We start from the raw sequence: 12,847 nt of genomic DNA on the forward strand, positions 1-12,847 counted from the left end.
ATGTCAAATATTTCTGCTAAATTAGTAAAGGAACTTAGAGAAAGAACTGGTGCTGGCATGATGGAGTGTAAGAAAGCTCTAGTTGCTGCTGAAGGTGATATTGAAAAAGCTGCTGAAGAGATGAGAATCTCTGGTCAAGCAAAAGCTGATAAGAAAGCTTCTCGTGTTGCTGCTGAAGGTGTTATCGAAGCTTATGCTGCTGACGGTAGAGCTGTATTGCTTGAAATCAACTCGGAAACGGATTTCGTTGCTAGAGATGATAGTTTTAAATCATTTGCTAAAGAAGCTGTGAAAGCTGCTCATGCTGCTAATGCAAAAACTATCGAAGAAGTTCTAGAAGCTAAGATTTCAACTGGTGAAACTGTTGAAGAAGCTAGAAAAGCTTTAGTTGCTAAGATCGGTGAGAACATTCAAGTTCGTAGAGTTAAAGCTACAGAAGCTGGTAACTTAGGTGCTTATGTTCACGGTGGTAGAATTGGTGTAGTTGCTGCTTTAGAAGGCGGTGATGAAGAACTTGCTAAAGATATCGCTATGCATGTAACAGCTGCTAATCCTCAGTATGTTAATCCTGAAGATGTTCCTGCAGATGTTGTAGAAAAAGAAAAGGCTATCCAAGTTGAGATCGCTATGCAATCTGGTAAGCCAAAAGAAATCGCTGAGAAGATGGTTGTTGGTCGTATGAAGAAGTTTACTGGTGAAGTTAGCTTAACTGGTCAAGCTTTTGTTAAAGATCCAAGTATCCAAGTTGAAAAGCTTCTTAAAGATAAAAATGCAAAAGTAGCTAGCTTTATTCGTCTAGATGTTGGTGAAGGTATCGAGAAGAAAGAAGAAGACTTTGCTGCAGAGGTGATGAGCCAAATTAAAGGTTAATATATGTCTAACGATTCGTCAGAATGTTCTCAAAAATCTCCAAAGTTTAAGAGAGTTCTTCTTAAGTTAAGTGGAGAGTCTTTATCTGCAGATCAGGGTTTTGGTATAAATGTTGACTCTGCAAAACCTGTTATAAATCAAATTAAAACTCTTGCTAATCAGGGTGTTGAAGTAGCTATAGTTGTTGGTGGTGGTAATATCTTGCGAGGAGGTAGGGCTAATTTTGGTGACAAGATCAAAAGGGCGACTGCAGACTCGATGGGTATGATCGCGACTATGATTAATGCTTTGGCTTTACGTGATATGCTTATTAGTGAAAATGTCGAAGCAGATGTTTTTTCAGCGAAAGGTGTTGATGGCTTGCTTAAGGTGGCTAGTGCGCATGAGTTTAATCAGTCATTAGCTGCTGGGAAAGTTTTGATCTTTGCTGGTGGTACAGGTAATCCATTTGTAACTACTGATACTACAGCTAGTTTAAGAGCTGTTGAGATTGGTGCAGATGCTTTACTTAAAGCTACAACTGTTGATGGGGTGTATGATAAAGATCCAAATAAGCACTCAGATGCAAGGCGCTTTGAGAGAATTACTTTCTCGGAAGTGGTTGCTAAAGAGCTGAGTGTTATGGATTTGGGAGCTTTTACTCAATGTAGAGATTTTGGTATTCCAATATATGTGTTTGATTTGACTCAGCCTAATGCTTTGGTTGATGCTGTTGTTGATTCTAAATATGGTACTTGGGTTACTTTAGACTAATTAATTTTTAAAGGGGTTATTTATATGATAAATGAAATTCTAAAAGATGCTGAAAGCAGAATGAGTAAATCTTTGGATGTTTTAGCTGATGATTTAGCTAAGATTAGAACTGGTCGTGCTCATCCTGATATTTTAGCTCATGTAACTATCGACTATTATGGTTCAGCTACTCCTATTACTCAGGTTGCTAACGTAAATGTTCTAGATGCGAGAACTCTTGGTATTACTCCGTGGGAGAAGGGTCTTTCGGGTCAGATTGAAAAGGCTATTATGACTTCTGATCTTGGTCTTAACCCTACTAACTTAGGCGATTCTCTAAGAGTGCCTATGCCAGCATTAAACGAAGAAAGAAGAAGAGAGCTTGTTAAGCTAGTTAAGTCTGAAACAGAAAGTGGCAGAATCTCTATCAGAAATATTCGTCGTGATGCTAATAGTGATATTAAAGAGCTTCTTAAGGAAAAAGAAATAACTGAAGATGAAGCAAAAAGAGCTGAAGATAATATCCAAAAAATCACTGATAAAATGATTGCTCAAGCTGATGCTCTAGCAGTTAAAAAGGAACAAGACTTAATGGAGGTCTAATTGCTTAGATTTCTTAATAAAACTTGTATTTTCATCTATTCTTTCTTATTATTTACCTAGTTTAATTTTTATTCTAAATTTAATTATGATCTCGGCTAAGAAAAATACTCTTAGACACATTGCCATAATTATGGATGGTAATGGTAGGTGGGCTAAAAGTAGATTAAAGCCAAGAATCTTTGGACATAGGAATGCTATATCTAGTGTAGATGCTTCAATAGAGTATTGTGCTGAAAATAATATCGAAATTTTGACACTTTTTGCTTTTGGTAGGGATAATTGGCTAAGACCAGCGCAGGAAGTCGAGGACTTGATGGATTTGTTCTGCAAAACGCTCAAAGATAAAGCTCCTAAGTTGCATAAAAATAATATATCTTTGAAGGTTGTTGGCGATAAGACAAGACTTTCAGAGAAGCTTTTAAATATCATTGCAGAAACAGAGTCTTTAACGAGTCAAAATACAGGTTTAGAGTTAAGATTGGCTGTTGACTATGCTGGTAAATGGGATATTGTAGAGGCAGTAAAAGCTGTGGTAAACGATGTTCAGAAACAAAAAGTTTTGCCAGAGGCTATAACTGAGCAAGTATTTAGTAAATATTTGGTTGCTGGTGATCTACCTGTTGATTTACTTATTCGCACAAGTGGTGAAGTCCGCTTAAGTGATTTTATGTTGTGGCAACTTGCATACGCAGAGATGTATTTTACTGATGTTATGTGGCCAGATTTTTCTAAAAAGGAGCTGAATAGGGCTGTAGAGTATTTTTATTCGCGCCAAAGAAGGTTTGGTAAGAGTGGTGAGCAGGTTAAATAAGAGGGATTTATGAAAGAAAGAATTATAACAGGTGTTGTGCTTGTAGTAGTGGTATTTAGTTTTTTGTTATACGCATCTGAGTACTTATTTGGGGTTGGTGTTTTCCTTGTAGCTCTTTTGTCTGCACATGAGTGGTTAAGACTAGCAAAGGTTGATCAGGATGCTATGGTTAAGTATCTTATTGTGTTCGTGGTTGCAGCTTTTGTAGTTGCTGAATTCTTTACCTACTTGCAGTATATTTTCCCTATATTTTGGTTATACGCTATATTTAGATTAAGTCAGTATGAGCGAGAGAAAATAAATGCTATTTCATCAACGGAAATGCTTGTTTTAGGGTTGTTTACTATAGCTCCTTTTGCTGCTTGTCTATATATATTGCATAGTAATAATGTTGCGTGGATATTTATGTTTATTTTAGTTGTTGCAGCAGCTGATAGTGGCGCATATTTTACTGGTAAAGCTATTGGTAAGCGTAAGATGCTTCCTAGGTTGAGCCCAAATAAAACTATAGAAGGTCTTCTTGGTGGTATGGCTTGTGCTGTTGTGGTGGCTGTAATATTTCTTTTATACATGGGCTTAACTCCTTTAGAGTATCTTTATATGGTGCTAATATCAGCTCTTATTGCAGTGTTGTCTGTTGTTGGTGACGTGTTTGAGAGTATGATGAAGCGTATAGCAGGGGTTAAGGATAGTGGTAATATTTTGCCTGGCCATGGTGGTTTGCTTGATAGGTTGGATGGTTATATGCCTACTCTGCCAGTATTTGTGTTGTTAGGATATTTGGCTGGTGTGTTTGTTTTATAGAGGTTTTTATGAATATTGAACTTAAGTTTTTAAATAAAGAGATTATTAAAGAGCTGCCTAGTTATGGAACTGAGGGTTCTGCAGCTGTTGATCTGAAAGCATGTATTTCTGAGAGTGTGTTTTTAAATCCTGGTGAATGTAAGCTTATAGGTACTGGAATAGCTATTAATATTGCTGATCCAAGATATGCTGCGATGATTTTGCCAAGATCAGGGTTGGGGCATAAGAAAGGTTTGGTACTTGGTAATGGTACGGGTCTTATAGATTCTGATTATCAAGGTGAATTAAAAGTTTCTTGTTTTAATCGCTCTCAAGAGGTTGTAGAAATAGAACCTTTGATGAGATTTGCTCAGCTTGTTATTGTGCCTGTTATTCAAGCAACCTTTAATGTTGTTGATGAGTTTTCAAAAGAAACAGCTAGAGCCATTGGTGGTTTTGGCCATACAGGGGTTTAGTTTAATGTTTTTTAATATACCTAATATTTTAACTTTTGGGCGTTTGGCTTTAATTCCTTTTATCGTTATTTGTTATTATTTTAATTTTCCGCATCATCATGGTATCACGGCTACGCTATTTTTATTAGGTGCTGCAACTGATTGGTTGGATGGTTATCTAGCACGTAAATGGGAACAGACAAGTAAGTTGGGAGCTTTTCTAGATCCTGTTGCAGATAAGCTTATCGTAGCTACAGCTTTATGCTTATTTGTTGAGATGTATCCTTATTGGTGGGCGACTATCCCTGCAATTATTATGATTTGTCGTGAAATACTTGTGTCTGCTTTACGTGAATGGATGGCAGAGTTAGGTCAGCGTAGTGTTGTTAAGGTTGGTATCTGGGGGAAGGTTAAAACTACTGCTCAGATGGCAGCGCTATTTATATTTCTAATTAAACCAGCGATAGATTTTAGGCAGTCTATTGATTATGCAAGTTTTAATACATGGTTTATATTTTTAGGGTTTTTGATGTTGTATATTGCTGTGGTTTTAACAGTTTATTCTATGTGTAATTATCTTTATGTTGCATTTAAGTCCGTTTTTGGATCTTCCAATAAGTAATACTTTTTCTTTGCTTTTTCTTGCTTTTTTGTTATTATTGTTGCCTAATGCTATTTTTGCATAGGCATTGCCTTTGTCTAGCATTTGAAATTATTTAAATCGAAAACTGATAAAAAAACGGAGAATAATAACTAATGGCAACTATAAATCAGTTGGTGAACAACCCTCGCAAGAGATCGGTTGTTAAGTCTAAGGTTCCTGCGTTGAAGGCTTGTCCTCAAAGAAGAGGTGTTTGTACAAGAGTTTATACTACAACTCCTAAGAAGCCTAACTCAGCACTTAGAAAAGTAGCTCGTGTAAGATTAACGAGCGGTTTTGAGGTAACAAGTTACATTGGTGGTGAAGGCCATAACCTACAAGAGCACAGTGTGGTGCTTATCAGAGGTGGTAGGGTTAAAGATTTGCCAGGTGTGCGTTATCACATCGTTAGGGGTGCTTTAGATACTTCAGGTGTTAATAATCGTAAGCACGGTCGTTCTAAGTATGGTACGAAGCGTCCTAAGTCTTAGTTTGTGTTTAAAATTTAACATTTGAAAAAGGTGTAAAAATGTCTAGAAGAAATAGAGCTCCTAAAAGAGATATTTTACCTGATCCTAAGTATAAGAGTCAGGTAGTTGCTAAGTTTGTTAACCATATCATGCTAGATGGTAAAAAATCAGTAGCAGAGAAAATTGTATATGGTGCATTTGATAGAATCAAAGCAAAAGATGCTTCAGCTAATGAAGTTGAAGTTTTTGAAAATGCGTTAGAAAGCGTTAGCCCTATGGTAGAGGTTAAATCTCGCCGTGTTGGTGGTGCTACATATCAAGTACCTGTAGAAGTTAGACCAGAGCGTCGTCAAACTTTGGGTATGAGATGGATAATTGATGCTGCACGTAAGAGAAAAGAAAATACTATGGGTGATAGAGTTGCTGCGGAAATTCTAGAAGCTGTAGAAGGTAGAGGTGCTGCTGTCAAGAAGAGAGAAGATACTCATAAGATGGCTGAAGCTAACAAAGCATTTGCTCACTTTAGATGGTAATAGGAGAATAGAAAATGCCTCGTAAAACAGCTTTAGAAAAATATAGAAATATCGGTATCTGTGCCCACGTTGACGCAGGTAAGACAACTACTACAGAGCGTATCTTATTTTATACAGGTCTTTCTCATAAGATCGGTGAGGTACATGATGGTGCTGCTACTATGGACTGGATGGAGCAAGAGCAAGAAAGAGGTATTACAATTACTTCAGCTGCTACAACTACTTTCTGGTCGGGTATGGATCAACAATTTCCTGAGCATCGTGTAAACATTATTGACACTCCGGGTCACGTTGACTTTACAATTGAAGTTGAGCGTTCTCTACGTGTACTAGATGGTGCGGTTGTTGTATTTTGTGGTTCATCAGGTGTTGAGCCTCAGTCAGAAACTGTATGGCGTCAAGCTAACAAATACGGTGTTCCAAGAATCGTATTTGTAAACAAAATGGACAGATCTGGAGCAGATTTTGAAAGAGTTTGTGGTCAGATTAAAACAAGACTAAAAGCAAATGTAGTTCCTGTTCAATTAAATATTGGTGCGGAAGAAGATTTCAAAGGTGTTGTAGATCTAGTTAAGATGAAAGCTATTATGTGGAATGAAGAAGATATGGGTCTAACTTATGATCTTGTAGATATTCCAGCTGAGCTTCAAGATAGAGCAGAAGAGCTACGTATGGAGATGATTGAGGCTGCGGCTGAGTCTTCAGAAGAGCTAATGGAAAAATATCTTGAAGAAGGCGAGCTTTCAGAAGATGAAATTCATGAAGGTCTTCGTACAAGAGTTCTTAATAATGAGATCGTGCTTGCATTCTGTGGATCAGCATTTAAGAACAAAGGTGTTCAGGCTGTTCTTGATGGTGTTATCCGTTATTTACCTGCTCCTAACCAGGTTGCTGCTATTAAGTGTGAAACACAAGATGGTGAGCCAGCTTCTCGTCCTTCATCTGATGATGAGCCATTTGCAGCTCTTGCGTTTAAGCTAGCTACTGACCCGTTTGTTGGTAACTTAACGTTTATACGTGTTTATTCAGGCGTACTTAAGTCTGGTGATGCTGTTTATAACCCTGTTAAAGGTAAAAAAGAGCGTGTAGGTCGTATTGTACAGATGCACTCTAACAAGCGTGAAGAGATCAAAGAAGTTCGTGCTGGTGATATCGCTGCATGTATTGGTCTAAAAGATGTAACTACTGGTGATACTCTTTGTGATCAAGATAATGTTGTTATCTTAGAAAGAATGGAATTCCCTGAGCCAGTGATTTCTGTTGCTGTTGAGCCAAAAACTAAAGCTGACCAAGAAAAAATGTCTATAGCCTTAGGTAAGCTAGCTGCAGAGGATCCATCTTTCAGAGTTAAAACTGATGAAGAGTCAGGTCAAACAATTATTTCTGGTATGGGTGAGCTTCACTTGGATATTATTGTTGATCGTATGAAGCGTGAGTTCAAGGTTGAAGCAAATGTTGGTAATCCTCAGGTGGCATACAGAGAAACTATTAAATCAACTGTAGATCAAGATAGTAAGTTCGTGCGCCAATCTGGTGGTCGCGGTCAATATGGTCATGTTGTTGTTAAGTTTGAGCCATTAGTTGTTGAAGAAGATGAAAATGGTGAAGATAAGACATTTGAGTTTGTTGATGAGATTGTTGGTGGTGTGGTACCAAAAGAATATATTGGTTCAGTTGCTAAAGGTATCGAAGAGCAAATGCAGAATGGTGTATTAGCTGGTTACCCAATGATTGGTGTTAAAGCTACTTTATTTGATGGTTCTTACCATGATGTTGACTCATCTGAGATGGCGTTTAAGATTGCTGCTTCTATGGCGCTTAAAGAAGGTGCTAAAAAAGCAAATGCTTGTATACTTGAGCCAATTATGAAGGTAGAAGTTGTGACTCCTGAAGATTATCTTGGTGATGTTATGGGTGACCTTAACAGAAGAAGAGGTATTATTGAAGGTATGGATGAGAACCCAAGTGGTAGAGTTGTTAATGCTCTAGTTCCTCTTTCAGAAATGTTTGGTTATGCTACTAATGTTCGTTCTATGAGCCAAGGTAGAGCATCTTTCTCTATGCAGTTTGAAAAATATGCTGAAGTACCAAATAACATAGCTGATGAAATCATCAAATCACGTAACTCATAATTAAAAGGATATAATTAAAATGGCTATAAATAATCAACGTATTAGAATTAGATTAAAAGCCTTTGATCATAAGCTTATCGATGTTTCAACTCAAGAAATTGTTGATACAGCTAAGAAAACAGGGGCTCAGGTTAAAGGACCTATTCCTTTACCAGTACGTAAAGAGAAGTTTACAATTCTTATTTCTCCTCACGTAAATAAAAAAGCAAGAGATCAATATGAGATCAGAACTCACAAGAGATTGATCGATATTGTTGAGCCTACAGACAAAACTGTAGATGCTTTAATGAAATTAGATTTAGCATCAGGTGTTGATGTTCAGATCAGTTTAAGCTAATATATACGTTACTTTTTTGAAAAACTCAAAAAATGTAATCAATTAGGTCTCTGTGGTCAATCGTAATCACAGGGTTAATATAATAATAATAGAGGATTAAATAATGTCTTTAGGATTAGTTGGTCGCAAATGTGGTATGACTCGTATTTTTACTGAAGATGGTGTTTCTATTCCTGTAACAGTAGTTCAAGTTGAGCCTAACAAGGTTACTCAAGTTAAAACTACTGAAACGGATGGTTATAATGCTATACAAGTAACTACTGGTTTCAAGAAGCGTTCTAATGTAAACAAACCTACAGCTGGTCACTATGCGAAAGCTGGTGTGGAGCCTGGTAGAGGATTGTGGGAATTCGCTATAGATAATGCTACTGAATATGAAGTTGGTTCATCTGTTGAAGCTACTATATTTGAAGCAGGTCAAAAAGTGGATGTAAGAGGAGTATCTAAAGGTAAAGGTTTCCAAGGTGGCGTTAAGCGTCATAACTTTGCTACACAAGATGCAACTCATGGTAACTCACTTTCTCACAGAGTTCATGGTTCTACTGGTCAAAACCAGACTCCAGGTAGAGTATTTAAGAACAAGAAGATGGCTGGACACATGGGTAGCGAAAACGTTACTATTCAGTCTCTTGAGGTTGTGAGAGTGGACGCGGAAAATGGTTTATTACTTTTAAAAGGTGGTATTCCAGGTTCAGTTGGTGGCAATATCATTGTTACTCCAGCTGTTAAAAGTTAGTAGATAAATATTAAATACCGGAGATTGTTGTGGACTTAAATATGAAATCTTTAGCTGGTGCAGAGGCTGGTGTAGTAGATGTTGCAGAAGGTGTTTTTGCAACAGACTATAATGAAGCTCTGATCCACCAGGTTGTTGTTGCTTATATGGCAGGTGCTCGTCAAGGTACAAAAGCTCAAAAGACTAGATCTGAAGTATCTGGTGGTGGAGCTAAGCCTTGGAGACAAAAAGGTACAGGTAGAGCAAGAGCGGGTACTATCCGTTCTCCTATCTTTAGAAAGGGTGGTGTAACATTTGCCGCTAAGCCTAAGAGTTATAAGCAAAAAGTTAATCGCAAAATGTATTCAGGTGCTATCAAGTCAATCCTATCTGAGTTATTAAGATCAGATAGAATGACTGTAGTAGAAGAGTTGAAGTTAGAAACTCCAAAGACAAAAGAGTTTAAATCAGTTATTGATTCTTTAGGAGTTAATGATGTACTTTTTGTTGTTGGTGTAGAAGAATTTAGTGAGAATCTATACTTATCTTCTAGAAACCTTAAGAATGTAGCAGTGTGTGATTCTGTAGAAATTAATCCGGTTTCTTTAGTATGCTTTGAGAACGTTGTTTTCACTAAAAAAGCTATAAAAGAAATAGAGGAGAAGTTAGTATGAGTTCTCAAGAAAAATTATTAAAAACTGTAATAAGACCTCATGTTTCTGATAAAACTTATGGTCTTTCAGATGCAAACTCAACAATCGTGTTTGAAGTTGCTAGATTTGCAAGCAAGCAAGATGTAAAAAATGCTATTGAGCAGCTTTTTGAAGTTAAAGTTGAGTCTGTAAATATCCTTAATGTTAAGGGTAAGGCGCGTAGATTTGGTCGTGTTGAAGGTAGAACAAAAGCTTGGAAAAAAGCTTATGTGAAGCTTGCTGAAGGACATGATATCAATTTTGTTGGTGCAGAGTAATTATAAAGAAGGTTTATAATCATGATTGAAATAAAAAAAGCTAAACCTACTTCACCTGGCCGTCGCCACGTAGTGAGCGTAAAGAATACAGAATTACATACAGGTAAGCCATTTAAAGGTTTGGTTGAAGTTAAGAAGAATAAAGCTGGTAGAAATAATACTGGTAGAATTACAGTTCGTCATCACGGTGGTGGACATAAACAACACTATCGTGTAGTTGATTTCAAAAGAAATAAGGACGGTATCACTGCTAGGGTTGAGAGAATCGAGTACGATCCTAACCGTAGTGCAAACATTGCTTTAGTATTATATGCTGATGGTGAAAGAAGATACATCATCGCTCCTAAAGGACTAAAGAAAGATATGTCTGTAGTTTCTGGCGAAAGAGTTGATGTTGCTGTTGGTAACTGTATGCCTCTTAGAAATATCCCTCTAGGTACAGTTATTCATAATATCGAAATGAAGCCAAAAAAAGGTGCGCAAATGATCAGAAGTGCTGGTACTTTTGCTCAGTTGGTCGGTAAGGATAATGCATATGCAATTATTCGTCTAAGATCAGGTGAGATGAGAAGAGTGCTTTTAGATTGTAGAGCGGTTATTGGTGTGGTATCTAATTCTGAGCATAACTTAAAATCTTTAGGTAAAGCTGGTGCTAAGCGCTGGAGAGGTGTAAGACCTACTGTTAGAGGTGTTGCAATGAACCCAGTAGATCACCCACATGGTGGTGGTGAAGGCCGTACTTCAGGTGGTAGACATCCTGTGTCACCTTGGGGTGTGCCTACTAAAGGTTATAAGACGCGTAAAAATAAGCGTTCTAATAAGTTGATTGTTCAAAAACGTAAGTAATTAGGGAGAAGGTTGTGCCTCGTTCATTAAAAAAAGGACCTTTTGTAGATCATCATCTTTTAAAGAAGGTTTTTGAAGCGCAAGAAAGTAATTCTAAAAAGCCAATCAAAACATGGTCAAGAAGATCATTGATTGTGCCAGATATGATAGGTTTAACTATAGCTGTACATAACGGTCAGCAGCACGTGCCTGTTCTTATGACTGAAGAAATGGTTGGTCATAAGTTAGGAGAGTTCGCGGTAACTCGTAACTATCGTGGTCATGCAGCTGATAAAAAAGCTAAGAAGAAATAGTTGGGGTTATATACATGGAAGTACAAGCTAAATTAAAATTTGCAAGAATCTCAGCTCAAAAATGTAGATTGGTTGCTGATCAAATCAGGGGTCTACCTGTAGAGAAAGCTATTAATCTTTTGACTTTTAGTAACAAAAAAGCAGCGGTTCTAATCAAGGATGTTTTAAACTCTGCTGTTGCAAATGCTGAGCATAACGACGGAATGGATGTTGATTCTTTATTTGTTTCAACAGTGTTTGTTGATGAGGGTCCTACTATGAAGCGTTTTGAAGCTAGAGCAAAAGGTCGTGGTAATCGTATTTTAAAAAGAACTTCACATATCACTGTGAAAGTTGCTGAGAAAAATTAAGAGGTGTAGTAAAAATGGGTCAAAAAGTAAATCCTAATGGAATTCGATTAGGCATAGTAAAAGAGCATAACTCAACTTGGTATGCTGACTCTTCTGACTACGCTACTAAGCTTAATGAAGATATTAAGGTTAGAGAGTTTTTGCACAAAAAACTTGCTTCAGCAGCAGTTAGTAAGATTCAGATTGAGAGACCTGCTCAAAATGCTAAGATTACAATTCATACAGCAAGACCTGGTATTGTAATTGGTAAGAAGGGTGAAGATGTTGAAAAACTTCGTGCAGAAGTTAACAAGTTAATGGGGATTCCTGTTCAAATCAATATCGAAGAAGTTCGTAAGCCTGAAATTGATGCTAAATTAGTAGCAGATAGCGTTGCTCAACAATTAGAAAAAAGAGTAATGTTCAGAAGAGCTATGAAAAAAGCTATGCAAGGTGCTATGAAGTCAGGTGCTAAAGGTATCAAGATCATGGTAAGTGGTCGTTTAGGTGGTGCTGAGATCGCACGTTCTGAGTGGGCTAGAGATGGTAGAGTTCCTCTTCAAACATTCAGAGCTGATGTGGATTATGCTACATCAAAAGCTTTAACTACTTATGGTATTATCGGTGTTAAAGTTTGGATCTATAAAGGTGAAATCCTTCCTGGTCAAACGAATCAGAAAAATAATAAAAAAGGAGCTAGATAATGCTACAGCCTAAGCGTACAAAGTTTCGTAAACAGCAGAAGATGCGTAATAGAGGCTTAGCTCACAGAGGTAATAAAGTAAGCTTTGGTGAGTTTGGTCTTCAAGCAACATCTAGAGGCAGAATCACTGCTAGACAAATAGAAGCAGGAAGAAGAGCTATTAATCGTCACATTAAGCGTGGTGGTAAAGTTTGGATTAGAATCTTCCCGGACAAACCTATTACAGAAAAGCCTCTTGAAGTTCGTATGGGTAAAGGTAAAGGTTCAGTTGAATATTGGGTTGCTCAAATTCAACCAGGACGTGTACTATATGAAATTACTGGTGTTAAAGAAGAGTTAGCGCGTGAAGCTTTTGCAAGAGCGGCAGCTAAAATGCCAGTGCAGACAACTTTTGTTGAAAAGCAGGTGATGTAATGAAAAGAAATGATACTTTAAAAGATTATAGAGGTAAAAGTATTGACCAATTGCAAGAAGCGAAAATTGAGTTATTGCAACAATTATTTTCTCTTCGTATGCAAAAGGGTACTGGGCAATTAAAAAAGAATCACTTATTCAAAAGTGCTAAAAGAGATATTGCTCGTATAAATACAATAATATCAGAAAAGAATAAATAGGTGCCTGAAAG

The 12,847-nt window shown here is 37.2% G+C and carries 20 protein-coding genes; all 20 read left to right on the top strand.

Annotation, left to right across the window (positions count from 1 at the left end; translation table 11 throughout):
• Positions 1-870 carry a translation elongation factor Ts gene (gene tsf, locus F7310_RS01200; protein WP_072711255.1) on the top strand — a complete coding sequence of 290 codons (870 nt, stop codon included), beginning with the start codon at positions 1-3 and terminating at the stop codon, positions 868-870.
• 3 nt (positions 871-873) lie between these two features.
• Entirely contained in the window at positions 874-1,623 is a 750-nt protein-coding gene (gene pyrH, locus F7310_RS01205; protein WP_072711256.1) for a UMP kinase, read from the top strand.
• Positions 1,624-1,647: 24 nt separating this feature from the next.
• Positions 1,648-2,205 (top strand): ribosome recycling factor, encoded by a 558-nt coding sequence (gene frr, locus F7310_RS01210; RefSeq protein WP_072711257.1) that lies wholly within the window; start codon positions 1,648-1,650, stop codon positions 2,203-2,205.
• An 85-nt stretch (positions 2,206-2,290) separates the two neighbouring features.
• Complete coding sequence (gene uppS / locus F7310_RS01215) at positions 2,291-3,016, top strand: polyprenyl diphosphate synthase (protein WP_072711258.1); 726 nt, start codon at positions 2,291-2,293, stop codon at positions 3,014-3,016.
• 9 nt (positions 3,017-3,025) lie between these two features.
• Positions 3,026-3,820 (top strand): phosphatidate cytidylyltransferase, encoded by a 795-nt coding sequence (locus F7310_RS01220; RefSeq protein WP_072711259.1) that lies wholly within the window; start codon positions 3,026-3,028, stop codon positions 3,818-3,820.
• 8 nt (positions 3,821-3,828) lie between these two features.
• Entirely contained in the window at positions 3,829-4,275 is a 447-nt protein-coding gene (dut, locus tag F7310_RS01225; protein WP_072711260.1) for a dUTP diphosphatase, read from the top strand.
• A 4-nt stretch (positions 4,276-4,279) separates the two neighbouring features.
• Complete coding sequence (gene pgsA, locus F7310_RS01230; protein ID WP_072711261.1) at positions 4,280-4,876, top strand: CDP-diacylglycerol--glycerol-3-phosphate 3-phosphatidyltransferase; 597 nt, start codon at positions 4,280-4,282, stop codon at positions 4,874-4,876.
• Between the two features lie 134 nt (positions 4,877-5,010).
• Complete coding sequence (gene rpsL / locus F7310_RS01235) at positions 5,011-5,385, top strand: 30S ribosomal protein S12 (RefSeq protein ID WP_003035357.1); 375 nt, start codon at positions 5,011-5,013, stop codon at positions 5,383-5,385.
• Between the two features lie 38 nt (positions 5,386-5,423).
• Positions 5,424-5,897 carry a 30S ribosomal protein S7 gene (gene rpsG, locus F7310_RS01240; RefSeq protein WP_072711262.1) on the top strand — a complete coding sequence of 158 codons (474 nt, stop codon included), beginning with the start codon at positions 5,424-5,426 and terminating at the stop codon, positions 5,895-5,897.
• Between the two features lie 14 nt (positions 5,898-5,911).
• Positions 5,912-8,029, top strand: a complete 2,118-nt coding sequence (gene fusA, locus F7310_RS01245) for an elongation factor G (RefSeq protein WP_072711263.1) — start codon at positions 5,912-5,914, stop codon at positions 8,027-8,029.
• A 19-nt stretch (positions 8,030-8,048) separates the two neighbouring features.
• Complete coding sequence (rpsJ, locus tag F7310_RS01250) at positions 8,049-8,366, top strand: 30S ribosomal protein S10 (protein ID WP_088771920.1); 318 nt, start codon at positions 8,049-8,051, stop codon at positions 8,364-8,366.
• 103 nt (positions 8,367-8,469) lie between these two features.
• Complete coding sequence (gene rplC, locus F7310_RS01255) at positions 8,470-9,102, top strand: 50S ribosomal protein L3 (protein ID WP_072711264.1); 633 nt, start codon at positions 8,470-8,472, stop codon at positions 9,100-9,102.
• A 29-nt stretch (positions 9,103-9,131) separates the two neighbouring features.
• Positions 9,132-9,755: a 50S ribosomal protein L4 gene (gene rplD / locus F7310_RS01260; RefSeq protein ID WP_072711265.1), complete on the top strand. Its 624-nt coding sequence runs from the start codon at positions 9,132-9,134 to the stop codon at positions 9,753-9,755.
• On the top strand, positions 9,752-10,051 hold the full coding sequence (rplW, locus tag F7310_RS01265; protein WP_072711266.1) for a 50S ribosomal protein L23: 300 nt from the start codon (positions 9,752-9,754) through the stop codon (positions 10,049-10,051). The genes rplD and rplW overlap by 4 nt, the downstream gene beginning before the upstream one ends.
• Positions 10,052-10,072: 21 nt before the next feature.
• The gene (rplB, locus tag F7310_RS01270; protein ID WP_072711267.1) at positions 10,073-10,897 is read left to right on the top strand and encodes a 50S ribosomal protein L2; all 825 of its coding nucleotides are present in this window, start codon (positions 10,073-10,075) and stop codon (positions 10,895-10,897) included.
• Positions 10,898-10,911: 14 nt separating this feature from the next.
• Positions 10,912-11,190, top strand: a complete 279-nt coding sequence (gene rpsS, locus F7310_RS01275; RefSeq protein WP_004286613.1) for a 30S ribosomal protein S19 — start codon at positions 10,912-10,914, stop codon at positions 11,188-11,190.
• A gap of 14 nt (positions 11,191-11,204) precedes the next feature.
• Positions 11,205-11,540, top strand: coding sequence for a 50S ribosomal protein L22 (gene rplV, locus F7310_RS01280; protein ID WP_072711268.1), 336 nt, complete (start codon positions 11,205-11,207; stop codon positions 11,538-11,540).
• A gap of 14 nt (positions 11,541-11,554) precedes the next feature.
• The gene (gene rpsC, locus F7310_RS01285) at positions 11,555-12,223 is read left to right on the top strand and encodes a 30S ribosomal protein S3 (RefSeq protein WP_072711269.1); all 669 of its coding nucleotides are present in this window, start codon (positions 11,555-11,557) and stop codon (positions 12,221-12,223) included.
• On the top strand, positions 12,223-12,636 hold the full coding sequence (gene rplP, locus F7310_RS01290) for a 50S ribosomal protein L16 (RefSeq protein ID WP_072711270.1): 414 nt from the start codon (positions 12,223-12,225) through the stop codon (positions 12,634-12,636). The genes rpsC and rplP overlap by 1 nt, the downstream gene beginning before the upstream one ends.
• A complete protein-coding gene (gene rpmC / locus F7310_RS01295; RefSeq protein WP_072711271.1) occupies positions 12,636-12,836 on the top strand; it encodes a 50S ribosomal protein L29 in 201 nt (66 codons plus the stop codon). Before rplP ends, rpmC begins: the two co-directional genes overlap by 1 nt.
• Positions 12,837-12,847 lie beyond the last annotated feature (11 nt).

The sequence above is a fragment of the Francisella uliginis genome (assembly GCF_001895265.1).
GTDB lineage: Bacteria > Pseudomonadota > Gammaproteobacteria > Francisellales > Francisellaceae > Francisella > Francisella uliginis.

Coding starts and splice junctions, on each gene's coding strand:
- rplC (WP_072711264.1), top strand. CDS start 8,470: ATGTCTTTAGGATTAGTTGGTCGCAAATGTGGTATGACTCGTATTTTT.
- dut (WP_072711260.1), top strand. CDS start 3,829: ATGAATATTGAACTTAAGTTTTTAAATAAAGAGATTATTAAAGAGCTG.
- rpsC (WP_072711269.1), top strand. CDS start 11,555: ATGGGTCAAAAAGTAAATCCTAATGGAATTCGATTAGGCATAGTAAAA.
- frr (WP_072711257.1), top strand. CDS start 1,648: ATGATAAATGAAATTCTAAAAGATGCTGAAAGCAGAATGAGTAAATCT.
- rpsL (WP_003035357.1), top strand. CDS start 5,011: ATGGCAACTATAAATCAGTTGGTGAACAACCCTCGCAAGAGATCGGTT.
- rplV (WP_072711268.1), top strand. CDS start 11,205: ATGGAAGTACAAGCTAAATTAAAATTTGCAAGAATCTCAGCTCAAAAA.
- rplP (WP_072711270.1), top strand. CDS start 12,223: ATGCTACAGCCTAAGCGTACAAAGTTTCGTAAACAGCAGAAGATGCGT.
- rpsG (WP_072711262.1), top strand. CDS start 5,424: ATGTCTAGAAGAAATAGAGCTCCTAAAAGAGATATTTTACCTGATCCT.
- rpmC (WP_072711271.1), top strand. CDS start 12,636: ATGAAAAGAAATGATACTTTAAAAGATTATAGAGGTAAAAGTATTGAC.
- uppS (WP_072711258.1), top strand. CDS start 2,291: ATGATCTCGGCTAAGAAAAATACTCTTAGACACATTGCCATAATTATG.
- rplW (WP_072711266.1), top strand. CDS start 9,752: ATGAGTTCTCAAGAAAAATTATTAAAAACTGTAATAAGACCTCATGTT.
- rplB (WP_072711267.1), top strand. CDS start 10,073: ATGATTGAAATAAAAAAAGCTAAACCTACTTCACCTGGCCGTCGCCAC.
- F7310_RS01220 (WP_072711259.1), top strand. CDS start 3,026: ATGAAAGAAAGAATTATAACAGGTGTTGTGCTTGTAGTAGTGGTATTT.
- rpsJ (WP_088771920.1), top strand. CDS start 8,049: ATGGCTATAAATAATCAACGTATTAGAATTAGATTAAAAGCCTTTGAT.
- tsf (WP_072711255.1), top strand. CDS start 1: ATGTCAAATATTTCTGCTAAATTAGTAAAGGAACTTAGAGAAAGAACT.
- fusA (WP_072711263.1), top strand. CDS start 5,912: ATGCCTCGTAAAACAGCTTTAGAAAAATATAGAAATATCGGTATCTGT.
- pgsA (WP_072711261.1), top strand. CDS start 4,280: ATGTTTTTTAATATACCTAATATTTTAACTTTTGGGCGTTTGGCTTTA.
- pyrH (WP_072711256.1), top strand. CDS start 874: ATGTCTAACGATTCGTCAGAATGTTCTCAAAAATCTCCAAAGTTTAAG.